At 39.1% G+C, this 21,242-nt stretch carries 28 protein-coding genes; 23 read left to right on the plus strand and 5 right to left on the minus strand.

Annotated elements, in window-relative coordinates:
• The first annotated feature begins 97 nt into the window (after positions 1-97).
• A complete protein-coding gene (yutH, locus tag QF028_RS32975) occupies positions 98-1,108 on the plus strand; it encodes a spore coat putative kinase YutH (protein WP_215002693.1) in 1,011 nt (336 codons plus the stop codon).
• A 67-nt stretch (positions 1,109-1,175) separates the two neighbouring features.
• Here the strand turns inward: yutH and QF028_RS32980 are convergent, their stop codons facing one another.
• On the minus strand, positions 1,176-1,433 hold the full coding sequence (locus QF028_RS32980; RefSeq protein WP_246869831.1) for a NifU family protein: 258 nt from the start codon (positions 1,431-1,433) through the stop codon (positions 1,176-1,178).
• A gap of 135 nt (positions 1,434-1,568) precedes the next feature.
• On the opposite strand from QF028_RS32980, the gene QF028_RS32985 reads away from it, so the two are divergent.
• Positions 1,569-1,895 carry a YuzD family protein gene (locus QF028_RS32985; protein WP_215002741.1) on the plus strand — a complete coding sequence of 109 codons (327 nt, stop codon included), beginning with the start codon at positions 1,569-1,571 and terminating at the stop codon, positions 1,893-1,895.
• A 42-nt stretch (positions 1,896-1,937) separates the two neighbouring features.
• Here the strand turns inward: QF028_RS32985 and QF028_RS32990 are convergent, their stop codons facing one another.
• A complete protein-coding gene (locus QF028_RS32990) occupies positions 1,938-3,005 on the minus strand; it encodes an NAD(P)/FAD-dependent oxidoreductase (protein WP_429472053.1) in 1,068 nt (355 codons plus the stop codon).
• A 225-nt stretch (positions 3,006-3,230) separates the two neighbouring features.
• Here QF028_RS32990 and QF028_RS32995 point away from each other — a divergent pair, with 225 nt between their 5' ends.
• Positions 3,231-3,470 carry a YuzB family protein gene (locus QF028_RS32995; protein WP_088089474.1) on the plus strand — a complete coding sequence of 80 codons (240 nt, stop codon included), beginning with the start codon at positions 3,231-3,233 and terminating at the stop codon, positions 3,468-3,470.
• A gap of 165 nt (positions 3,471-3,635) precedes the next feature.
• Positions 3,636-4,001, plus strand: a complete 366-nt coding sequence (locus tag QF028_RS33000; protein ID WP_429472055.1) for a HesB/IscA family protein — start codon at positions 3,636-3,638, stop codon at positions 3,999-4,001.
• Between the two features lie 45 nt (positions 4,002-4,046).
• Here QF028_RS33000 and QF028_RS33005 read toward each other — a convergent pair whose 3' ends face one another.
• On the minus strand, positions 4,047-5,045 hold the full coding sequence (locus tag QF028_RS33005; protein WP_215002687.1) for an NAD(P)/FAD-dependent oxidoreductase: 999 nt from the start codon (positions 5,043-5,045) through the stop codon (positions 4,047-4,049).
• A 467-nt stretch (positions 5,046-5,512) separates the two neighbouring features.
• Between QF028_RS33005 and QF028_RS33010 the strand changes: the two genes are divergently transcribed.
• The 9 genes from QF028_RS33010 to kapD all read left to right on the plus strand — a co-directional run bounded on the left by QF028_RS33010 (position 5,513) and on the right by kapD (position 12,317).
• Positions 5,513-6,730: an NAD(P)/FAD-dependent oxidoreductase gene (locus QF028_RS33010; RefSeq protein WP_088089471.1), complete on the plus strand. Its 1,218-nt coding sequence runs from the start codon at positions 5,513-5,515 to the stop codon at positions 6,728-6,730.
• Between the two features lie 57 nt (positions 6,731-6,787).
• Positions 6,788-7,306 carry an NUDIX domain-containing protein gene (locus QF028_RS33015; protein WP_429472057.1) on the plus strand — a complete coding sequence of 173 codons (519 nt, stop codon included), beginning with the start codon at positions 6,788-6,790 and terminating at the stop codon, positions 7,304-7,306.
• Positions 7,307-7,462: 156 nt separating this feature from the next.
• Positions 7,463-7,588, plus strand: a complete 126-nt coding sequence (locus QF028_RS33020; protein ID WP_168245575.1) for a YuiA family protein — start codon at positions 7,463-7,465, stop codon at positions 7,586-7,588.
• Between the two features lie 176 nt (positions 7,589-7,764).
• Complete coding sequence (locus QF028_RS33025) at positions 7,765-8,088, plus strand: YuiB family protein (protein ID WP_214714945.1); 324 nt, start codon at positions 7,765-7,767, stop codon at positions 8,086-8,088.
• Positions 8,089-8,263: 175 nt separating this feature from the next.
• On the plus strand, positions 8,264-8,872 hold the full coding sequence (locus tag QF028_RS33030; RefSeq protein ID WP_429472060.1) for a 3D domain-containing protein: 609 nt from the start codon (positions 8,264-8,266) through the stop codon (positions 8,870-8,872).
• 112 nt (positions 8,873-8,984) lie between these two features.
• Positions 8,985-10,493, plus strand: a complete 1,509-nt coding sequence (locus QF028_RS33035) for a leucyl aminopeptidase (protein WP_429472062.1) — start codon at positions 8,985-8,987, stop codon at positions 10,491-10,493.
• 216 nt (positions 10,494-10,709) lie between these two features.
• Positions 10,710-10,988 carry a hypothetical protein gene (locus QF028_RS33040; RefSeq protein ID WP_429472064.1) on the plus strand — a complete coding sequence of 93 codons (279 nt, stop codon included), beginning with the start codon at positions 10,710-10,712 and terminating at the stop codon, positions 10,986-10,988.
• 126 nt (positions 10,989-11,114) lie between these two features.
• Positions 11,115-11,498 carry a hotdog fold thioesterase gene (locus QF028_RS33045; protein WP_429472066.1) on the plus strand — a complete coding sequence of 128 codons (384 nt, stop codon included), beginning with the start codon at positions 11,115-11,117 and terminating at the stop codon, positions 11,496-11,498.
• 195 nt (positions 11,499-11,693) lie between these two features.
• Positions 11,694-12,317: a 3'-5' exonuclease KapD gene (kapD, locus tag QF028_RS33050; protein WP_088089465.1), complete on the plus strand. Its 624-nt coding sequence runs from the start codon at positions 11,694-11,696 to the stop codon at positions 12,315-12,317.
• Positions 12,318-12,356: 39 nt separating this feature from the next.
• Here the strand turns inward: kapD and QF028_RS33055 are convergent, their stop codons facing one another.
• Entirely contained in the window at positions 12,357-12,737 is a 381-nt protein-coding gene (locus tag QF028_RS33055) for a kinase-associated lipoprotein B (protein WP_215002671.1), read from the minus strand.
• 111 nt (positions 12,738-12,848) lie between these two features.
• On the opposite strand from QF028_RS33055, the gene QF028_RS33060 reads away from it, so the two are divergent.
• The 7 genes from QF028_RS33060 to QF028_RS33090 all read left to right on the plus strand — a co-directional run bounded on the left by QF028_RS33060 (position 12,849) and on the right by QF028_RS33090 (position 17,471).
• Positions 12,849-13,604, plus strand: coding sequence for a peptidylprolyl isomerase (locus tag QF028_RS33060; protein WP_429472069.1), 756 nt, complete (start codon positions 12,849-12,851; stop codon positions 13,602-13,604).
• 95 nt (positions 13,605-13,699) lie between these two features.
• Positions 13,700-13,909 carry a hypothetical protein gene (locus QF028_RS33065; RefSeq protein WP_410882672.1) on the plus strand — a complete coding sequence of 70 codons (210 nt, stop codon included), beginning with the start codon at positions 13,700-13,702 and terminating at the stop codon, positions 13,907-13,909.
• Between the two features lie 95 nt (positions 13,910-14,004).
• Entirely contained in the window at positions 14,005-14,553 is a 549-nt protein-coding gene (locus QF028_RS33070) for a superoxide dismutase family protein (RefSeq protein WP_429472071.1), read from the plus strand.
• Between the two features lie 153 nt (positions 14,554-14,706).
• Positions 14,707-15,264 carry a hypothetical protein gene (locus tag QF028_RS33075; protein WP_429472073.1) on the plus strand — a complete coding sequence of 186 codons (558 nt, stop codon included), beginning with the start codon at positions 14,707-14,709 and terminating at the stop codon, positions 15,262-15,264.
• A gap of 140 nt (positions 15,265-15,404) precedes the next feature.
• The gene (locus tag QF028_RS33080) at positions 15,405-16,601 is read left to right on the plus strand and encodes an alanyl-tRNA editing protein (protein WP_429472075.1); all 1,197 of its coding nucleotides are present in this window, start codon (positions 15,405-15,407) and stop codon (positions 16,599-16,601) included.
• Positions 16,602-16,774: 173 nt separating this feature from the next.
• Positions 16,775-17,152 carry a PH domain-containing protein gene (locus QF028_RS33085; RefSeq protein ID WP_429472077.1) on the plus strand — a complete coding sequence of 126 codons (378 nt, stop codon included), beginning with the start codon at positions 16,775-16,777 and terminating at the stop codon, positions 17,150-17,152.
• A gap of 55 nt (positions 17,153-17,207) precedes the next feature.
• On the plus strand, positions 17,208-17,471 hold the full coding sequence (locus QF028_RS33090; protein ID WP_429472079.1) for a DUF1871 family protein: 264 nt from the start codon (positions 17,208-17,210) through the stop codon (positions 17,469-17,471).
• A gap of 180 nt (positions 17,472-17,651) precedes the next feature.
• Here the strand turns inward: QF028_RS33090 and QF028_RS33095 are convergent, their stop codons facing one another.
• Positions 17,652-17,849, minus strand: a complete 198-nt coding sequence (locus QF028_RS33095) for a helix-turn-helix domain-containing protein (protein WP_098930821.1) — start codon at positions 17,847-17,849, stop codon at positions 17,652-17,654.
• Positions 17,850-18,067: 218 nt separating this feature from the next.
• On the opposite strand from QF028_RS33095, the gene yugI reads away from it, so the two are divergent.
• The 3 genes from yugI (at position 18,068) to QF028_RS33110 (ending at position 21,178) form a co-directional block, all read left to right on the plus strand.
• Positions 18,068-18,475, plus strand: coding sequence for a S1 domain-containing post-transcriptional regulator GSP13 (gene yugI / locus QF028_RS33100; RefSeq protein WP_168245562.1), 408 nt, complete (start codon positions 18,068-18,070; stop codon positions 18,473-18,475).
• A 194-nt stretch (positions 18,476-18,669) separates the two neighbouring features.
• A complete protein-coding gene (locus tag QF028_RS33105; RefSeq protein WP_168245561.1) occupies positions 18,670-19,869 on the plus strand; it encodes an ornithine--oxo-acid transaminase in 1,200 nt (399 codons plus the stop codon).
• A gap of 25 nt (positions 19,870-19,894) precedes the next feature.
• Positions 19,895-21,178, plus strand: coding sequence for a Glu/Leu/Phe/Val family dehydrogenase (locus tag QF028_RS33110; RefSeq protein ID WP_429472082.1), 1,284 nt, complete (start codon positions 19,895-19,897; stop codon positions 21,176-21,178).
• The last annotated feature ends 64 nt before the right edge of the window (positions 21,179-21,242 follow it).

Raw genomic sequence — 21,242 nt, forward strand, 5'->3', positions numbered from 1 at the left:
TTCTCCATCATTTTTCTTCGTTATTCAGAAACAAGTTTTTTAAGCTAAATACATATACATGAGGTAAGAAAAGAGAAAGAAATGAGGTGGGACCTTAATGCTTCAGAAAATGCTGGAAAATCAATATGGCATTACGGTGGATGAATATGTAAAATTAGATACTTACGATGCGTTAAGAGGAAATGGTTGGCTCTACTTAATCTCCAAACCAACTGGCAAGGAAGAAGAGGATCTTGCCGAGCTTGAAAAAATATCGCAGCATTTAAGAAATTATGGCGATCAAAATGTCCCGGTCTTTTTGCAATCGAAAGAAGGCCATCTAATTACGACATGGGAAGAAAATAAATATTGTGTCTTGGCCAATCGACAAACGGAAGCACAGCGAAAAATAAAATTGGGGAGGAAATTGGCTAGATTTCATGAACGTGGGAGAAGGGTTCCCTTTCAAATAGAGAGGTCCAGCAGGATTGGCCAATGGAAGTCATTATGGGAAAAGCGGCTTGAGCAAATGGAAAAGGTTTGGAATGGATTGCTTTTTCAAACACCTGAAGATGAGTTTCAACGAATGTTTATTGATTCTTTCCCCTATTATTTAGGGTTAACGGAGAATGCTATTCAATATTTAGTGGATACCGAAATCGATGATGAACCATTGGAAACAGATAGCGGCACTGTTTGTCATGAACGTTTTACCCAAAAAACATGGGGGCCACTCAATAATTATATGATTAAAAACCCATTCGATTGGGTTTTTGACCATCGCAGTCGTGACCTAGCTGAATGGACAAGAGAAAGATACCTTCACAATTTTCAAACCTATGATGTGGAATTAAAACGATTTTTTGAAGAGTACCAAAGTATTTCACCATTGTCGCCTTTTACATGGAGATTACTATATTCGCGCTTAATTTTCCCTCTTCATTACTTTGAATGCATCGAGAGTTATTATATAACGACATCGGAACAGGATAAAAAAGTATTGGAGGAGAAGTTAACTAGAATTTTACGGCAGTCTGGCGAATATGAACGGTTTTTGGCTGGTTTTTATCAACTAACGGATGCCCCCATTAAGACTTTAAAACTCCCGCTATTGGAATGGCTTTATTAATAATTAATTACAGGTATCACGAAAAAAGCGATTGCCTCGGTAGGCAATCGCTTTTTTTGAGTATTATTTAAAATACTTGCTCTACTTCAACAATACCAGGAACTTCTTCTAAAAGAGCTCTTTCAATACCAGCCTTAAGTGTGATTGTTGAACTTGGGCAGCTTCCACATGCACCTAACAGGCGAAGTTTTACAATGCCTTCTTCCACATCTACTAATTCACAATCTCCGCCATCGCGAAGAAGAAATGGACGTAATTTATCTAATACTTCTTGAACTTGCTCAAAAATTTCTTGTTCTGCCAAATGAATCGACTCCCTTCCTATAGTTTATATTATAATGTCATCGGCGCTAAAAATCCATTATCAGAAATTAGGAAAACACACATTTAAAGACATTTTCTTTGTTTGTATAGTATAAATAAGATAGTCAATCTTAAAGGAAAAGGCAGGAATCGTATGATGAATAGTCAAGAAGTAGAAATTGTTGTTTATGGAGCGGAACAATTATGCCCAAGTTGTGTAAATTTACCTTCTTCAAAAGAAACGTTTGGATGGCTGGAGGCAGCTATAGCTAGGAAATTTCCGGATCAACCTTTTAAAATGACGTACGTTGATATTTACCAGCCCACAGGGGAGAATGAACAACTCGATTTTGCCAAAAAGGTGGTCGAAGAGGATATGTTTTACCCGGTAGTTGTCATTAAAGAAAAAGTCGTTGGCGAAGGGAACCCTCGCCTAAAAACTATTTTTTCAGAACTAGAAAAATATGGGTATAAAGCAATTTAATGAGAAGAAGCATTCCATAACATCGGAATGCTTCTTATTTATTCAGCCATTATGATATTTGTACATCCAGAGTATACCGGTTTTTAGCATACGGGCGACGCGTCCTGTAATGGCGCGGTCTGCCATCATCCCAAAACCATGCTTTTTCCCCAGGGAACCAAGGATCCCCTTTAATTTAATTTGTGGGAAGGAAGCAGGAGGTTCTTCACCTTTCCAACGTCTCTTTAAGACTTCAACAATTTGTTCAGCCTGTCCCTCTGCTAATTGAGCACTTGGTGCATGGGGGAGACTTGCACAATCACCGAGTATAAAAACATGTTCATCATTTGGTAAATGATGAATTGGGGTAAGGACTAGTCTGCCCATTCCGTCTTTTTCCCCGTCCATATCGCGGACAATTTTATTGGCTTGAATCCCTGCCGTCCAGACAATCACATCGCAATGAATAGGCTGATCGTGATTGTATAATACATTTTCTTCCACCTTGGTAATGTTGGAACCGTTGATAATTTCAACATTGTTTTTCACAAACCAATTTTCAACATATTTGCTTAAACGTTCTGGGAAAGAGGAAAGAATATGTTTTCCTCGATCAAATAATTTGATGTTTAGATCTTCACGGCTTTCACTTAATTCACTTGCTAACTCTACACCGCTAAGACCGGCTCCCACAATACCCACAACTGAGCCAGGTCCCAAATTGTTTAAGACGGAGTAAGTAAGGCGGGACTTTTCGATACTCTGTATACTGTAAGTGAACTGATCTGCGCCGGGAACATCATGGTACTTGTCCTCACAGCCAAGGCCGATAATTAAATCATCGTAGGCGATGGGTTCTGCATCTTTCATTACGACTCTTTTCCCCGCGGTATCAACTGCGATTACTTCACCATATTTTACTACTAATTGAGGGTGTTCCGGAAAAGCAACACGGACTTCTTTGTCTGAAATGGTTCCTGCGGCTAAAGCGTAGTATTCCGTTTTTAAGCAGTGGTAGGGTACACGGTCCACAAGAGTAATCGTTACGTCCTCTGGTAAATGGTTGGGGAGAAGTTCGTTTAAAACTTTCATCCCACCATATCCTCCACCTAAAATTACAAGGTTTTTCATTATTATTTCCCCTTTGAATATCCGGTTTTCATATTAAAAAAATTGGCTGAGTGCAATAAAAAAAGTAGTATAATTCTTTCGTTTCTTTACCAAATACGAGTATATCTAAAATGTGTAGAAATAACAACATTATTCATGATTTTCTTGACATCAGCAGGGTAAACATGGTAATTGACTAAGCAAATTAAATAGAGTAGGATAAGTAGTTGTGGAGAGGTGAAGGCAATGATTCAACCCATCATTGAATTTTGTATTAGCAATCTTGCTAATGGTGCACAAAAAGCACTTGAAAAATTAGAAAAAGATCCTAACTTGGATATTATTGAATATGGATGTCTTGGATATTGCGGGAAATGTGCAACTACCCTATATGCTCTTGTAAATGGCGAAGTGGTAACGGGAAAAACAGCCGATGAGTTGGTAGATAACATTTATCAATATCTAGAAGAAAATCCAATGTTTTAAGAAAAGCGGAAGCGCTAAGTTCATCAGTATGAATAAAATAAGGGAGCAACGCCGCTCCCTTATTTTTTATTATTCCATATATTAGTTAAAAGGATTCAATTAGTTGAGTAGTTAACAATCTGTGTATATAATTTAATAAAAGCCTCATTTAAGGAGGGGAATACAATGAGTAATGAAGTGGTTATTTTAACAGAAGCAGCTTCGCTCCATATTAAAGAAATGATGAAGCATAACGAAGAAGAAGGTGCGCTGTTACGAGTCAGTGTAAAAGGCGGTGGCTGCAGCGGTTTATCTTATGGGATGGGCTTTGAGCATACGGTAAACGAAGATGATCTCACGTTTGAACAATTCGGGATAAAATTGCTGGTTGATAAAGAGAGTGCTGCTATTTTACAAGGGACGAAGATTGATTTTAAAGAATCCATGATGGGCGGCGGCTTTACGATTGATAATCCGAATGCCATTGCATCATGCGGCTGTGGCTCTTCGTTTAGAACGGCTACAACAACAGGTACACCAGAAGAATGCTAAAATATTGAACATGAAAAAGCGTCCGCTGAGGGACGCTTTTTTCCCTTATTTATTAAACATCGATGAACTATGCAATGGCTGGATTTTTGCTTTAGGATCAATGAAGGCTTTTGCATTATTAACGGCAGTTGGTGCTTCACCAAAGCCACAAGCAATTAATTTCACTTTTCCGTCATAGGTGCAAATATCGCCCGCAGCATAAATGCCAGGTATGTTGGTTTCCATTTTCGAATTTACAACAATGGAATTCTTTTCGATGTCTAGACCCCATTCCTTAATTGGTCCAAGGGATGAGACAAAACCATAGTTACAAATAACAGCATCCACATCGAGTGTTACTTTCTCTTCACCATTAACCGTTTCAAGAACTACCTGCTTAATTCCACTTTCATCGCCAATAAGTTCGGCAGGAACATATGGTGTCTTCACATCTACTTTTGAGTTATACAAGTTTTCGACACTATGTTCATGAGCACGGAATTTATCTCTGCGGTGAACAATAGATACTTTCTCAGCAATTGGCTCAAGCATTAGTGCCCAGTCAACGGCAGAATCTCCGCCACCAAAAACAACAACTTTTTGGCCTGCAAACTGATTTAGATCCTCAATAAAGTAGTAGAGATTTTTCCGTTCATATTGAGCAGCGCTTTCTAGCTCTAAACGACGCGGTTGGAAAGCACCATTTCCGGCGGTAATAATAATCGTTTTTGAATAATGAACTTCCTTATTTGTTGTTAATTTGAACGTGCCATCTTCTTGTTTTTCTAACTTTTCAACAGATTGCTCAAGAGCAACTGTAGGTTCGAATTTGCGCATCTGTTCTTTTAAGTTATTTATTAATTCTTGTGCACGGATTTTTGGAAAACCTGCCACATCATAAATATATTTTTCTGGATAAAGCGCTGATAATTGACCGCCTAGCTGTGGCAAGCTCTCGATGATCTTCACAGATGCTTGTCTCATTCCTCCGTAAAAGGCGGTAAATAAACCGGTAGGGCCGCCACCGATGATTGTAATGTCATAAACTTTTTGATTCTCTTGCACTCCGTATCCCCCCCAACTTGTAGTTAGAAACTCTACTCACTATAATATCATAAAATAAAAAATTCTCACATCATTATAAAGGTAATATTCGCAATAGAAACAATATTTAAAACAAGGTCTAAAAGATAACAGGAGATGCAATTCCTTATCTATTAAACTTAATTAATTTATAAAAATTGCTTGATAATCCTGTGAAAGTAGCATAAGATGTATTGAGGATAGATTGTTAAATTTTTGTGACACAAAAAGCACATTTTTATGACAATCATGGAAAAAATATTTACTTTCTTAGCGTAATAAATCTCTGCGAAAATCGATATTCAGACCAAGCAGTTCGTTTTTTTTAGACCCATACGTGAATTATATCACATACATTTTTCTATTATTCAAAATAAAAATGGTTAAAGCAGTGGAAGCTAAGAAAAAGAGAGTTTATTCAAAAAAAATAAAAGGTGGAAGTGATCACTTTGAGAAAGCCTAAAATTGTTATTCTCGGTGCTGGTTATGGTGGACTAATGACAACAGTTCGCTTACAAAAATTAATCGGCGTTAATGAAGCGGATATTGTATTAGTGAATAAAAATGACTACCATTATGAAACCACATGGCTCCATGAAGCTTCTGCAGGAACGTTACATCATGATCGTGTCCGTTATGATATACGTGATGTGATTGATCGCAGTAAAGTGGATTTTGTTCAAGATACAGTAGTAGAAATAAACAAAGAAGAAAAAAAGGTTATTTTAGAAAAAGGTGAAGTCAACTATGACTACCTTGTTATTGCCCTTGGCGGTGAGCCAGAAACGTTTGGTATTAAAGGATTAAAAGAATTTGCATTTGGAATCTCTAATGTAAATTCTTCACGTCAATTGCGCGAACATATTGAATACCAATTTGCCACCTACAATATGGAAGAAGTGAAGAACGACAATCGTTTGTCTATTGTTGTTGGTGGTGCTGGATTTACAGGAATTGAGTTCTTAGGTGAATTAACAAACAGAATACCGGAATTGTGCCATGAATATGATGTGGATTTCCATAAAGTAAAAATTATTTGTGTTGAAGCTGCACCAACCGTACTCCCTGGTTTTGACCCAGAATTAGTGAATTACGCCGTTTCACAACTGGAACGAAAAGGTGTCGAATTCTTAATTGGAACAGCGATTAAGGAATGCACGGAAGAAGGAATTTTTGTAGCAAAAGGTGATGAGGAACCGCGTGAGATTAAGGCTGGTACCGTCGTTTGGGCCGCTGGCATTCGCGGGAACTCGATTGTTGAAAAATCAGGTTTCGAAGCCATGCGAGGCAGGGTAAAGGTTCAGCCGGACCTTCGTGTTCCTGGCTTTGAGGATGTCTTCATGATTGGTGACAGCTCCCTTATGATTAATGAGGAGATTAATCGTCCTTATCCTCCGACCGCTCAAATTGCTATGCAGCAAGGCGAAGTTTGTGCCCGTAATATAGCGGCCCTAGTTCGCAATAAAGCTGAGTTAGAAACTTTTACGTTTGACAACAAAGGGACTGTTTGCTCCCTTGGTGAAGATGATGCAATCGGTGTTGTTTTTGGTAAAAAAATAACTGGTGCCAAGGCATCCTTCATGAAAAAAGTAGTCGATAATCGCTCTTTATACATGATTGGCGGCGCAGGCCTTGTATTGAAAAAAGGTAAATTTAACGTATTTTAAAATATTTTAATGTGAAAGGGACAGAGAAATCTGTCCCTTTTTGATATGATTGAACAAATGAATTCTTTGTTAGGGGGAGTTTGGGTGAGCAATCGTGAAAAACGCGGGAAGGTTTGGTTGGCTGTTGCTGGGGTGGTAAAGTCTAAAGATGGACAATGGCTTGTCGTGAAGAAAAGATATGGCGGTTTAAAAGGACAATGGTCATTGCCAGCAGGCTTTGTTGAGATGGGGGAAACTGCGGATGAAGCAGTCATTCGGGAAGTCAAGGAAGAAACCGGTATTCAATGTCAGGTCAAGGGGTTCATGGGATTGAGAACCGGTGTTATTAAAGGCGAAATTAGTGATAATTTACTTCATTTCCTGCTTGAACCGATAGAAGAGGGTGAGGTGATCCACCAGGAAAACGAACTCTTTGAAGCGAGATTTATGTCTCCAGAAGAACTGCTGCTCGAGAAAGACGCATCGATTATTCTCCACTACCTGATAAAAAATGATGTTTCCTTTTCGAAGCCAGGTATTAGTGACCTGAACCCTGGCGATCAGTTCGGGTATACAGCCTATAAATTATTTTTATAATTTTTAGAAAATTTAAGGAACACTTAGTAAATGAAAGGATACTTAATGTGTATTCGTTTTCTTGGGGTAATTCGCTCAAATTCTGACCTTTCCATTTTAGCTAATCCTTGATATATTATCAGAAAATTAAGTTAATTTTTAAGGAGATGATGGACAATGACAGTTAAGAGTTTGGATTCAAAAACCTGTGATTATTGCTCTGGAAAAGGCTATTTTCAACTAGTACTAGGCGGATCAGAAACCTGTACGTGCTGTAATGGAACAGGCAAGAAAAAAGAATAAAGCTTTTTACCTTTTCTGTCCCGGTTGGATAACGAGCCATAACTGCTTCTTCGAGACTTTCGAGGGGCTTTTTTTTTTCGTAAGGAAAGTATTGCCTTGCAAAAATAATTCGTTTATATTGACTCCCTTTTCGACATTAAGTACACTAAATGTTGATGTATAAGGGGGAATCTCGGATGCAAATGAGCATTGTGGTCTTAATCATTTCGATTTTATTATTCTTTGTTTTATTTTTTGGAATTGGATTTATCTTAAATATGCTTCTAAGAATGTCATGGGTTATGGCAGTAGTTTATCCAATTGTGGCAATTTTTATTGTAGATAAAGTAAGGTTTAGTGAATATTTTACAAATAGTAAAATGGCCTTCAACGAGTTGGGCCACAGGTTTACTTCGCTAGCAACTGCAGATATTCTTATCTTAATAAGTGGGCTTGCTGGTGCAGTCGCAGCTGGTTTTACAATCAAGCTTTTACGAAAAAATGGATACCAAATGTTTTAAGACTTTTAATAAATGAATACCAGATGATTTTAGACTTTTACCTCTAGGTAAGGGTCTTTTTTGGGGAACAAGGATTTAAGGAATAGAAAAATCAGTTCTAAAAATTTTCCTCCTCCTTTTTTGAATAATTTCCTCTAGCTTGGGAATGAATATTTTGGGAGGAGTGAAAATTTTTATGAATAAAATGAAAAATTGGACTAGGCGTTTTGCGATGGTGTGTCTTTTCTTGATGGCAATATTAGCGACCTTCCAATCTATTTCCGGAGTAAATGCCGAGTTGCTAATTAAGCAATTTGCATCGGTTATCTCAACCACTGAAACCGTTGCTGGAACCTCACGTTCCTTAGAAGACGAAATTGATTGGTCAAAATATCCTAAGCTAACTGTTACAGCCACTGGTTATACTGCGGGAGTAGAATCAACAGGAAAGAGTAAAGGTCATCCTGAATACGGGATTACCTACTCAGGAGTAAAAGTTAAACGTGATTTATTTTCAACGATCGCAGCAGATTTAACTGTTTTTCCGATTGGAACGATTCTCTTTATCCCTGGATACGGGTATGGAGTTGTAGCTGATAAAGGCGGGGCTATTAAAGGGAATGAACTAGACCTTTATTATGAAACGGTAGATGATGTTTATAATAAATGGGGGAAAAAGAAGTTAGATATTTATGTCGTCGAAAAAGGTAATGGGAAACTGACAGAGCAAACACTCAAATCATTAAATGAAGATAAATCGATGCAAGTTTTTCGCGGGCAATACATTAGCTCGGAGAAACGATAGAAGCAGGCTGCTGGCCTGTTTTTTATTTTAATATAATTGTAAGATAATTAGTTAGTCGAAATAAACGTTTATTCGTTATAATAAAAATACAATATTATGGAGGTGAAGTAGTTTGTTTGATGTTAAAAAGGAAATAGACCTATCTACTGAGCATGAGGGTTTAATCATTGGTCTTTTTGATAAACCAGAAAAATTTTCAGGATTATTGACAAGTCTTGATTATCGGTTCGAAGGCCAGCTTACAAACCTAGTAAAATCGGGTGATTTATCGGCCAAGTTAAAAAGTATCAGTAAAGTACATAGCTTTGGTAAAATCGGTGCAAAACGAATTTGGTTTGTTGGTCTAGGGAAAGAAAAGGATTTAACCTTCGATAAACTAAAAGAAGCGTTTGGCAGGCTTTTTAAGGAAATACAAAAGAGTAAAATTGAGGAAACCGCTGTTTATTTAGATTCCTTTACAGCAGTGGAAGTAAATGGTTTAGATGCCTCACATGCGTTGAGTGAAGCACTTTCTCTTTCCACTTACCAATTTGAAGGCTACAAACAAAAATCGAACGAGCCTGAGAAAAAACTCGAGCATGTGACGATTTATTGTGATACATATGAGGAAGATGAAGTCGAAGCATCACTAACTGTAGGGTTTGCGTTTGGAAAAGCAACGAATTCGGCGAGAACACTTGTTAACCTCCCAGGCAATATGTTGAAAGCAACAGATGTGGCTAATTATGCCAAAGACCTTGCTGTAAGGTATGATTTCGAAGTGGAAATCTTAGATAAAGCAGAGATCGAAAAGCTCGGTATGGGAGCCTTCCTTGCAGTTAACCAAGGGTCCACAGAGCCGCCAAAAATGATTGTCCTGAAATATCAAGGAAAAGACCAATGGAAAGATGTCATCGGCCTCGTCGGAAAAGGGATTACCTTTGATACAGGCGGTTACTCTATTAAAACAAAAGCTGGAATTGTTGGGATGAAAACGGACATGGGCGGAGCAGCAGCAGTGCTAGGGGCAATGGAAATCATCGGCGAGACCCAGCCAGAACAAAACGTGGTCGCGGTCATTCCATCCACAGATAATATGATTAACGGTCATGCCTTTAAACCTGATGACGTAATTACCTCGATGAGCGGTAAAACCATTGAGGTTTTAAATACCGATGCAGAAGGGCGCCTTGTGTTAGCTGATGCAGTTACCTATGCCAAGCATCATGGCGCAGATTACCTGGTAGATGTGGCAACTTTAACCGGTGGAGTGATAACAGCTCTTGGCCTCCATACTACTGGAGCAATGACTAACCATGAGCAATTATATCAACAGGTGTTAGAAGCTTCGGTGGAAGCTGGTGAGCAGATGTGGCAGCTGCCATTATTTGAAACGGAGATCGAGCGGGTAAGAAACAGTAAAGTCGCCGATTTAAATAATTCCCCAGGCAGTGAAGGCCATGCGCTTGTTGCTGGGGCGTTTATCGGTGAATTTGCCGAAGGAACACCGTGGGTACACTTAGATATCGCTGGGACGGCAACCTCTTCCAAGGCATATGATTTAGGTCCAGCTGGGGCAACAGGAGTCATGACCCGTACACTTGCCTTATTTGTAGAACGGTTTGAACCAATCGAGAAATAACCACTTGAATTGTCCTCATGACCGCCTCATGAGGGCAGTTTTTTGCTTTAAGATGCAGATTTCCATGACATCTATCTATATTGCTATTGATTGCGTTTCTCCTCGCCGTAGAAAACCAATATGTCGTTTTGGCGATCCTTTTCGCCCACTCCAAACCCCTTTATTTCGCATATGAAATAGTGTAGGCAAGTATAGAGCAAAAGGAGGTATGGTTATATGTACCCTTATCGAAGTCACTACCCAGTACAAGATCAAAGGTTTATAGGTTTTGGATTGCCTTTGGCAATAGGTGGGCTAAGCTTTTTAGGAGGTTTAATAGGAGGCGGACTAGGTGCTTCATTTGCGGCACGTCCATTTTACGGAGGATTCGGTTACCCTGGATATGGGTATCCTGGTTTTGGAGCTCCCGGTTTTGGAGCCCCTGGTTTTGGAGTTCCTGGTTTTGGAGTTCCTGGTTTTGGAGCCCCTGGTTTTGGAGCCCCGTATTACTATTAATGAAAGAGAAACAGCTCTAGTGGGGGCTGTTTTTTTCTATAAAAGAATTAATTGCAAAAAAGGAAAATTAATAAATAAAGCGAATAGATTAATATAGACAACATTTTACATATTGGAGGAATAGAAATGATTGAAAACACATTACTGAAAGCTCTTGGAATTGAAATTACCCATTTAGAAGAAGGTAAGGTCATTGCAACAATGCCCGTTGATGAACGAACCCGACAGCCATTCGGATTGCTCCATGGGGGTGCATCTGTTGCATTAGCCGAAACGGTTGCAAGTGTTGGTGCTTATGAATTGGTAAATAAAGAGACCGAAGCCGTAGCTGGTTTAGAAATTAACGCTAATCATGTTCGTCCCAAAATGGAAGGGGTTGTTACAGCGGTAGGAACTGTCCTTCATCAAGGGAAATCGACTCAGGTATGGGACATTAAAATTACCGATGAGAAAGACCGCCTTGTTTGCGTGTCTAGATGTACGATGGCGGTCATTAAGTTAAAAAGATAATAAAAACGTACATACCAAGATTGTATATAAGGATGGAGTCATTCCCATTCTTTTTTATATTGATGAAAAATTTAAAAAATTAACTTTAATTTCATGTTATAATGTAAGAAATAAAAAAATAGAAAAAAAGCACAATTCTTTGTACAGGTTTCTTTATATAATGTATTAAGAAGAAACGTAAAGGTGGTGAAATTGATGAGAGCAAGGCGGCAATATTTGTTTATCGATTTTGAGTTTACAATGCCTGAACGAAATGTACGAATGAAGGACTTTTATGCAGAAATTATCGAGGTTGGAATAGTTGCAGTCGTTGATGACCAAGTGACGGAACAGTTTTCTTCCTTTGTGACTCCACTTAAATTCCCAAAACTTACGGAACGCTGTAAATCCTTTTTACATATTTCCCAGCAGCAAGTAGACAAGGGTTTATCTATTTTTGAACTTGTAAAAAAATTGGAGGAGTTCAATAAGCATAATTATGAAACAACCATTGTTACGTGGGGAAATATGGATATGAAGGTCCTTCGGCATAATTGCTTAAAGGCAGGGGTTGCTTTTCCGCTCAAGGCAGCTGAATTAGATCTTTCCATGGAATATAAACGCTTTTTTGGTGACCAAAATCAAACTGGCCTCTGGAAAGCTGTACAGGAATATGGGAAAGAAGGGACAGGCAGGCATCACCGAGCACTTGATGATGCGTTGACTACCTTTAATATATTCAAGCTCGTTGAAAAGGATAAACGTTATTTAGAAAAACCAGAACCAACGACAATTGGTGATCGGATTGATTTCTCAAAGTTATTAAGCGAATTCGCATAAAAGGCCAAATCATTCAAACTGATTTGGCCTTTAGCATTTTTATAATTTATAATCTTTTTCTAGCGATTCTAATGCCTTTAAGCTCATCTCAGCCCAATCTGAAGATGTCTCTGCCAGTTCCTTTTTCATAATGGCTACGGCCTCTTTTAAGGACTCCATATAGTCTGGAACTTCATTTTCGAAGGCCTTAACCATTTTGTATGGAATATTCGCTTGCTCACGATAGCTGAGCGCTTTTCTCTCATGAAAAATAAGTACATCAGCATCTTTCGGATTATGTAAATCTCCTTGCATCGGATGTTTAAGTACTGCGAGGATTCTTACTAAATAATGCTGTGGGCGTACTTCTGTTATTTCTCCGATATATTTTCCTGTTTTATAAATGGCTGTTACGATTTCACCGATTTGTAATTCTGACACAACAAACACCCCTTTCGCTTTTCCTCTTTCATTTTAATATGAAACATAGTAAATTTAAAACATTGTGAGGAAATTATTTCGGTTAAAGTGAAAAAAATGGAGGAATGATATATGAGAAAGAATTTGCAAATCTTGTTTACATTATGGGCGATTGTTTTAGTATTGGCCGCATGTGGGACAAGCACAAAGAAAGAAGAATCCACACCGAAAACGACGACACCAAAAACGACGACACCAAAAACGGAACAGAAGGAAGGGGACCAACAAGTGACAAATGAAGGCTTTCCTCAACTTTCAACCGAGGTTTCCGATGATGAAAAGCTTGTTGAAATGGAAACGTCAATGGGAACCATTAAAATCAAATTATTTCCTGAGCATGCACCAAAAGCGGTTGAAAACTTTGTAAAACATAGTGAAGAAGGTTATTATGATGGACTAATTTTTCACAGAGTCATAAAGGATTTCATGATTCAGGGCGGAGATCCGAGCGGGAACGGAACAGGCGGAGAGAGCATCTATGGGAAGCCTTTTGAAGATGAGTTTTCAAAGAATCTTTATAATCTCCGCGGTGCCTTGTCCATGGCTAATTCGGGCAGCAACACTAATGGGAGTCAGTTTTTTATTGTGCAAAGCTCTTCACTTGATCCAGCAATGAAAGAACAAATGGAAAAGGCTGGGTATCCAAAAGAAATTATTGAAGCTTATAATAAAAACGGCGGTACACCGTGGCTGGATCATCGTCATACGGTTTTTGGCCAGGTGATTGATGGCATGGATATTGTTGATAAAATTGCCAACACTCCAGTTGGTGCCCAAGATAAACCCAAAAAAGATGTTATCATTGAAAAGATTAAGGTTTTAAAATAAAGAAATGAATATCGAATGGATAAAGTGGTAGGAAACATTTTTTGTTGCTATAATTAATTTTTAGAGCAGTTCCTTGATAGAAAGGGAGAAGGAAAATGTTTCAACCATTGGTACTTTCTTTATTTTTATACTTTCCAGAAGATAAATCAGAATATATTCCTGCTGCAATTACGTTTGCAATTTTTTTAATTGGAGCCTTTCTTACGATGCGATTAATAATTGTGGTTTCCAAACGGGAGGCCCAAAAAGCAAAAGAATTAGAAGAACAATTAAAAAATCAGCAGCCACCACAAAGGAACAGTTAACAAATAGCTGTTCCTTTTCAATTATCCTTCCATTGGATAAAGGAGGGGGTGATTGACCATACTAAGGGCAAATTGGCTAGTGTGGGGGTATACATATGAAGAAAACCTGGTTGATCATTCCACTGCTCATTCTTACAGGTTGTACTGAAAAGGAAATTAGAAAGATTGATGTGGAAATGTATAATGCAGTGGGAGATTCGCTTGGTAAAGTTAAGTTAGCTGAGCAGGCTAGTGGTGTGAAATTATCAGTGGATTTAAAGGGCCTTCCAGCTGGGGAACATGCCATTCATATTCATGATAGCGGGAAATGTGAGGCTCCAGATTTTAAATCTGCAGGGGACCATTTTAATCCTGAGAATAAGGAACATGGGCTTCTCCATCCTAAAGGTGCCCACGCAGGGGATCTTCCTAATTTAATCGTCGAGGATGATGGGTCAGTTAAGGCAGACTTAATGGCACCCAATGTTACCTTAAAAGATGGAAAAACTTCATTGTTTACAAAAAAAGGAACCACGATTGTGGTTGATGAAGGAAAAGATGATGGCATGACACCACCTGCAGGAGATTCTGGTAAACGGATTGCTTGCGGTGAAATTACTAAAAATAAAAAAGAAGGTCAAACGAATGCTCAGGATGAGAAATAATAAAATTTTAATGGCTATCACCGAAATGTGATAGTCTATTTTTCATCATGAAGGTTTTTATTTTGAGAAATTTTCTTCTAAATAGGTAGTAATCTAAGCTTATCCTAAAAGTGGACATACACTAGCATGGAGACAGTTTAGGAGGCGAAAATAATGGAAAAAAGGCAATTCTTTGGAGGATTTCCGGGACAACCTGGTTACCAACAAATGGGCTATCCACAAATGGGAGGATACCAACAACCTGGCTATCCACAAATGGGAGGATACCAACAACCTGGCTATCCACAAATGGGAGGATACCAACAACCTGGCTATCCACAAATGGGGGGATACCAACATCCTAGCTACCCGCAAATGGGGGGATACCAACAACCGGGCTATCCACATATGATGGGTGGATATCATCACGGATCCCCTCAAGGCATGGGAGGGTTCCCGCAAATGATGGGAGGACAACAAACAGGATCCCCTCAAGGCATGGGAGGGTTCCCGCAAATGATGGGAGGACAACAAACAGGATCCCCTCAAGGCATGGGAGGGTTTCCGCAAATGATGGGAGGACAACAAACAGGATCCCCTCAAGGCATGGGCGGATTACCGCAACTGATGGGCGGACAACAGCATACTGGTTTCTCTCAAGGCATGGGCGGCTCCCAGCAAAGTGGACAAAAACCACCAACTAAACCCACGCAGCGTAAAGGAAAGAAATAACAGGTAAGAAATAATATGGTTATATAAAACTGTTCCTTCATAACCGAGGGAACAGTTTTCTTATACCTTGATTTATTTCCCTTTTTTCACGACAATGAGTTTATAAATAAATGTTAAATACATAGGAGTGCACAACAAAAATGGAGAATAAATTGTATTATCAGGACGCATATATAAAAGCCTTTACAGCGTTGGTGTTAAAACAAGAGCAAGACTCAACTGGTAATTGGTACGTGGTTTTGAATCAGACCGCTTTTTATCCAACTGGTGGCGGACAGCCACACGACTTAGGAACCCTTGCTGATCAAAACGTAATAAATGTTGAAGAAATCGACGGGGAAATTCGTCATTATCTTGTGGGGCCATTACCAGGGATAGGGAAGGAAGTATCTGGTATCATTGCTTGGGAACGGCGCTATGATCATATGCAGCAGCACGCTGGACAGCATATTTTATCTGCGGCCTTTGACCAGTTATTCGAGTTCAAGACCGTCGGCTTCCATTTGGGTGCGGAATTGCTCACGATTGATTTAGAGACAGAAAATCTAACCCAGCACCAAGTTCAAAAAGCAGAAGAACTTGCGAATCAGATCATCCTTGAAAACAGGCCGATCGAGATTAAATGGGTGTCTGAAGAAGAGTTGACTCAATTTACACTACGAAAAGAAACCAAGGTCAAAGAGGATATTCGCCTTGTTAATATTCCAGACTTTGATTATAACGGCTGCGGTGGCACGCATCCAAAGGCAACTGGTGAGGTTAGCGCAATAAAAGTATTGGATTGGGAAAGGCAAAAGAAAAAAGTTCGAGTCCAATTTGTTTGTGGAAACCGAGTGCTTAAGCAACTTGGTCAAAAACAAAAGGTACTGCTAGAATTAACAAAGATTCTTAATGCACCAGAAAAAGAAATGGAACAAGCTGCCCTTCGTCTCCTTGAAAATAATAAAACCTTAGAAAAAGCCCTGGAAGAAACTCAGGAAAACCTTCTCCATTATGAGGCGCAAGACTTACTTGGAAAAAGTAATCCGAATGAGCAGAAACTCGTCAGTGAAGTATTTCAAAATAGATCGCTTCAAGATCTGCAAAAGCTTGCCCGAATCATCACTGCGGAAGATGAAACAGCAATCGTTTACTTTGTTTCACAAACTGAAAATCGGCTGCAGCTAGTTTGTGCGAGGGGGGCATCTGGAACGGAAAGTATGAAGAAAGTAATCGCCAAGGCGCTTTTCCTTATAAACGGAAAGGGCGGTGGAAATGATTCCTTTGCCCAGGGTGGCGGTGAAGCCCTGATGTCAGGGGAGCAAATGCTACAGCATATATTGGAAACAGCACAATAGTCACGCAACGCAAAATAGGCCTCCATTCCAAGGAAGCCCAATGCAATCAAAGCTATTACACCTCCCTATTTAAAAAGTATACAGGGTTGACCCCAGGGCAATATAAAAGTGCCTATTTAATCAAAGGTAAGGATGGACTTGAAGTAAATTATTAGTTTGAAAGGGTGAAGTTAGTGGGGTTTTTAGATGGATTGATGGGTAACGCATCAGAGGTAAATGCCGCCGATGTACAGCGGGAATTTGGAAAAGTGCTTTCACCGAATGAGCGTATTGATAAAGCGTACAAGTTAATTCGTGACATGTTTATTTTTACCAATAAACGTTTGATTTTAGTGGATAAACAGGGGCTAACGGGTAAAAAGATTGAATACCATTCCATTCCCTATAAAAGCATTACACATTTCAGCATTGAAACTGCGGGAAACTTTGATTTAGATGCAGAACTGAAAATATGGATTTCTGGAAATGCCCTGCCATTACAAAAACAATTTAACAAGAACTTAAACATCTACGAGCTTCAAAGTGTTCTAGCTGAGTATGTTCTTAAGTAAGTGAAACAGTGTATTATGGTATACTATTTAAAAGCAAAAATTAGGAGTAAAGCATATGAGAAAAGAGCTTCAAATAAATTTGCAATATGTTGACGTATTAAATGAGTGGGACCCATTCCAATTGACCCACGGAGGATATGAAACAGAAATCGCTGATACGATCCAAGCGATTCATGAACTTGATGCCTCGGATGAGTTGGCCAAAAAAATACAAAGCATTTATGAATTTTCATTTGAAAAGGTAATACCAATGGAAAAATGTCTGAAAGTAGCAAAAGAATTACTAGCTATTAAAGCAAATGATTCTTGTTCCATTTAGCAATTTAGGAAAAAAAAAAGGGACATACCATTATTGGATGTCCACTTCAAAAAGGGGGGAATACTAGAAAGCCTTATGATATAAAGGTTTTCCAGTATTTCCTTTTTTTATACCGTCGTGGAAAGAAAAAACGGATTATTTTACCATAAGGATCATTGCATCAAAAAATGGTTGAATATATTATTGTTTTAATAACTCTGCAGCTGGGAGATCTAAAACAGTAGATAACTTTAACAGTGTCTGCGTACTTGGAATTTGTTCACCAGATTCGTATTTCTCAATTGTGTGTGATCCAACTCTGATTTTTTGTGCCAGCTCCTCTTGAGACATGTTGAGCATTTCGCGGGCATTTTTAATGGTTTGGCCGATTGTATTCATTTGGTTCACCTCTCCTTTAAAAATTAGATTTCCTCACTATTAGTGTATCACGTTTGGTATATCTTTTTCCTGCACAACTTGAACATTATGTTAAGCTTTTTAAATGAGCCCTTTTATATTTAATATTTTAATCTTTTTTGATTAAAGGCATTCTTTGTGATATAATATTATAATGCATATATAATGGATAAAATAATTAATCACTTAGGAGTGTTTTCATGTCAGAAAAGATCGAAACTGGAAGTATATTAACAGGTAAAGTTACAGGAATTCAACCATATGGAGCGTTTGTTGCGCTTGACGATAATACCCAAGGCCTTGTGCATATTTCTGAAATTACACATGGTTACGTGAAAGATATTAATGAACACCTTAAAGTAGGCGATGAAGTTAAGGTTAAAGTATTATCTGTAGATGAAGGTGCAGGCAAGATTGGTCTGTCCATCCGTGCTACTGAAGAAGCACCTGTTCAACAACAGGCTGCTCCAAAAGCAAAGAAGCCTCGTAAACGCCAAGCAGCTGCGATTATTCCAGAAGTGGAAGGACAACAAGGCTTTAACACATTAAAAGATAAGCTTCAAGAATGGATTGACCAGTCTCAACGTGAAGATTTAATTAAAAAATAAATTTTAAAAAAGCCTAGTCCAAATGCTATGATTTTAGCAGTGGACTAGGCCTTTTTTTTATGCACACAAATTATACAAAAATATAGCCTTTTTCATAAATAAAAGTTTTGATGAAGTGTTCATTCTTTTTTCAAGCTCGGCTACAATAGAACTATATATACATATCCCAGCTTTGAAATGGAGGAAATTTCATTATGACAACAAACGTTAATTCGAATGAATTAATCGCAAAAACGGAGAAATACGGTGCGAAAAACTATCATCCATTGCCAATTGTCATCACTCGTGCAGAGGGTGTTTGGGTAGAGGATCCTGAAGGCAATAAATATATGGACATGCTTAGTGCTTATTCTGCGGTAAACCAAGGGCATCGTCACCCACGAATTATTCAAGCGTTAAAGGATCAAGCAGATAAGGTTACGTTAACTTCGCGTGCTTTTCATAATGACCAGCTGGGCCCATGGTATGAAAAAGTTTGTCAATTAACGAATAAAGAAATGGTGCTGCCAATGAACACAGGGGCGGAAGCAGTGGAAACGGCTGTGAAAACGGCGCGACGTTGGAGCTATGATGTTAAAGGTGTGGCAGAGAACCAAGCAGAAATTATTGCATGTATTGGAAACTTTCACGGCAGGACCATGACGGCAGTTTCCTTATCATCTGATGATGAATATAAACGCGGCTTTGGACCAATGCTGCCAGGGATCAAACTTATTCCTTATGGTGATTTGGAGGCATTAAAAGCTGCGATTACGCCTAATACTGCAGCGTTTTTAATTGAACCCATTCAAGGTGAAGCTGGGATTGTCATTCCGCCTGAAGGCTTTATGAAGGCGGCCTTTGATTTATGTAAGGAAAATAATATTCTGTTTATTGCTGACGAAATTCAAGCTGGTTTGGCCCGAACAGGTAAAATGTTCGCCTGCGAGTGGGAAGGGATCGAACCTGACATGTATATCCTCGGTAAAGCACTTGGCGGCGGTGTGTTCCCCATTTCGTGTGTAGTTGCTAATAAAGATATTTTGGGTGTTTTTAATCCAGGATCGCACGGTTCTACCTTTGGTGGAAATCCGATGGCATGTGCGGTTTCAATTGCTGCCCTTGATGTGCTAACGGATGAAAAACTTGCTGAAAGATCCCTTGAACTTGGTGATTATTTTCTCAGTAAATTAAAAGAAATTAAAAATCCGTTAATCAAAGATGTTCGCGGCCGCGGCTTATTTATTGGTGTTGAACTAACGGCACCGGCCCGAAAATATTGTGAACAATTAAAGGACCAAGGTCTACTGTGTAAGGAGACACATGACACGGTGATTCGTTTTGCGCCGCCGCTGATTATCAGTAAAGAGGAATTGGATTGGGCGATAGAAAGGATAAACAACGTTCTAGGATAATGGACTACTAATTAGGGGTGCCAAAATGGGGATTTATGATGTAACGAGTAGTGAAGATGAAAAGGATATAGAGAAATTGAACCTACTCACATCAACACAGATTGTTATTCATGATGCATTAAAAAAAATAGGCTATAACCAAGAAATGTACGAATTATTAAAAGAACCGTTAAGAATGTCCGATGTTAGAATTCCTGTTCGGATGGATGATGGTTCTACAAAAATTTTTAGTGGGTTTAGGGCACAGCATAATGATGCGGTTGGACCGACCATGGGTGGTGTCCGCTTTCATCCTAAAGTGACTGCTAATGAAGTAAAGGCATTATCGATGTGGATGAGTTTAAAATGCGGAATTGCTGACTTGCCTTTTGGCGGGGGAAAAGGAGCGATTCTTTGTAACCCCCGAACGATGTCATTTGGTGAGCTTGAGCGGTTAAGCAGAGGTTATGTGCGTGCGATCAGTCAAATTGTCGGACCTACAAAGGATATTCCGGCACCCGATATGTATACAAATTCTCAGATTATGGCCTGGATGATGGATGAATACAGCCGACTTCGCCAATTTGGCTCTTCCGGTTTTATTACAGGCAAGCCACTTGTACTTGGAGGTTCTGAAGGGCGGGAAAAGGCTGGGGCAAAGGGAGTAACCATTTGTATTGAAGAAGCGGCCAAAAAACGCGGAATGAAGGTAAAAGGAGCCCGTGTGATTGTCCAAGGATTTGGAAATGCTGGCAGCTATATCGCTAAATTTATGCATGATGCGGGAGCAATCGTGGTGGGTATATCCGATGTTTATGGTGCCCTCTATAACCCGGATGGTCTAAATATTAATTATCTCTTGGACCGCCGGGACAGCTTTGGTACGGTGACTTCGCTTTTTGAGGGGACAATCACCAATAAAGAATTACTAGAGCAGGAATGTGATGTGTTGGTCCCTGCAGCGATTTCAAATCAGATTACAGCTGAAAATGCCTCTAACATCAAAGCAGGAATTGTCGTAGAAGCGGCAAATGGACCGACGACGCTGGAGGCAACGAATATTCTTACAGAACGAGGGATTCTGCTCGTTCCAGATGTTTTGGCAGGTGCTGGAGGAGTTACAGTCTCCTATTTTGAATGGGTTCAAAATAAGCAGGGGTTATATTGGAATGAAGATGAGGTGGAGGTTAAATTACGTACCAAGCTTATCAAATCGTTTCATGATATTTATCATCTTTCGCAAACTAGCAACGTCAATATGCGATTAGCCGCATATATGGTTGGTGTAAGAAAAATGGCGGAGGCCTCCCTGTTTAGAGGATGGGTATAAAAAAAATCCTTGCATTATTCAATATGCAAGGATTTTTTTGTCTAGAACTTAGCTAGTTTTTTTG

The sequence above is a fragment of the Neobacillus sp. B4I6 genome, assembly GCF_050434045.1.
Classification (GTDB): Bacteria; Bacillota; Bacilli; order Bacillales; family Cytobacillaceae; genus Neobacillus.

Bases quoted from the DNA above. Each gene is read 5' to 3' on its own strand.
- yutH (WP_215002693.1), top strand. From the start codon at position 98: ATGCTTCAGAAAATGCTGGAAAATCAATATGGCATTACGGTGGATGAA.
- QF028_RS32985 (WP_215002741.1), top strand. From the start codon at position 1,569: ATGAATAGTCAAGAAGTAGAAATTGTTGTTTATGGAGCGGAACAATTA.
- QF028_RS32990 (WP_429472053.1), bottom strand. From the start codon at position 3,005: ATGAAAAACCTTGTAATTTTAGGTGGAGGATATGGTGGGATGAAAGTT.
- QF028_RS32995 (WP_088089474.1), top strand. From the start codon at position 3,231: ATGATTCAACCCATCATTGAATTTTGTATTAGCAATCTTGCTAATGGT.
- QF028_RS33000 (WP_429472055.1), top strand. From the start codon at position 3,636: ATGAGTAATGAAGTGGTTATTTTAACAGAAGCAGCTTCGCTCCATATT.
- QF028_RS33015 (WP_429472057.1), top strand. From the start codon at position 6,788: ATGAATTCTTTGTTAGGGGGAGTTTGGGTGAGCAATCGTGAAAAACGC.
- QF028_RS33020 (WP_168245575.1), top strand. From the start codon at position 7,463: ATGACAGTTAAGAGTTTGGATTCAAAAACCTGTGATTATTGCTCTGGA.
- QF028_RS33025 (WP_214714945.1), top strand. From the start codon at position 7,765: ATGCAAATGAGCATTGTGGTCTTAATCATTTCGATTTTATTATTCTTT.
- QF028_RS33030 (WP_429472060.1), top strand. From the start codon at position 8,264: ATGAATAAAATGAAAAATTGGACTAGGCGTTTTGCGATGGTGTGTCTT.
- QF028_RS33040 (WP_429472064.1), top strand. From the start codon at position 10,710: ATGTACCCTTATCGAAGTCACTACCCAGTACAAGATCAAAGGTTTATA.
- QF028_RS33045 (WP_429472066.1), top strand. From the start codon at position 11,115: ATGATTGAAAACACATTACTGAAAGCTCTTGGAATTGAAATTACCCAT.
- kapD (WP_088089465.1), top strand. From the start codon at position 11,694: ATGAGAGCAAGGCGGCAATATTTGTTTATCGATTTTGAGTTTACAATG.
- QF028_RS33060 (WP_429472069.1), top strand. From the start codon at position 12,849: ATGAGAAAGAATTTGCAAATCTTGTTTACATTATGGGCGATTGTTTTA.
- QF028_RS33065 (WP_410882672.1), top strand. From the start codon at position 13,700: ATGTTTCAACCATTGGTACTTTCTTTATTTTTATACTTTCCAGAAGAT.
- QF028_RS33070 (WP_429472071.1), top strand. From the start codon at position 14,005: ATGAAGAAAACCTGGTTGATCATTCCACTGCTCATTCTTACAGGTTGT.
- QF028_RS33075 (WP_429472073.1), top strand. From the start codon at position 14,707: ATGGAAAAAAGGCAATTCTTTGGAGGATTTCCGGGACAACCTGGTTAC.
- QF028_RS33080 (WP_429472075.1), top strand. From the start codon at position 15,405: ATGGAGAATAAATTGTATTATCAGGACGCATATATAAAAGCCTTTACA.
- QF028_RS33090 (WP_429472079.1), top strand. From the start codon at position 17,208: ATGAGAAAAGAGCTTCAAATAAATTTGCAATATGTTGACGTATTAAAT.
- QF028_RS33095 (WP_098930821.1), bottom strand. From the start codon at position 17,849: ATGAATACAATCGGCCAAACCATTAAAAATGCCCGCGAAATGCTCAAC.
- yugI (WP_168245562.1), top strand. From the start codon at position 18,068: ATGTCAGAAAAGATCGAAACTGGAAGTATATTAACAGGTAAAGTTACA.
- QF028_RS33105 (WP_168245561.1), top strand. From the start codon at position 18,670: ATGACAACAAACGTTAATTCGAATGAATTAATCGCAAAAACGGAGAAA.
- QF028_RS33110 (WP_429472082.1), top strand. From the start codon at position 19,895: ATGGGGATTTATGATGTAACGAGTAGTGAAGATGAAAAGGATATAGAG.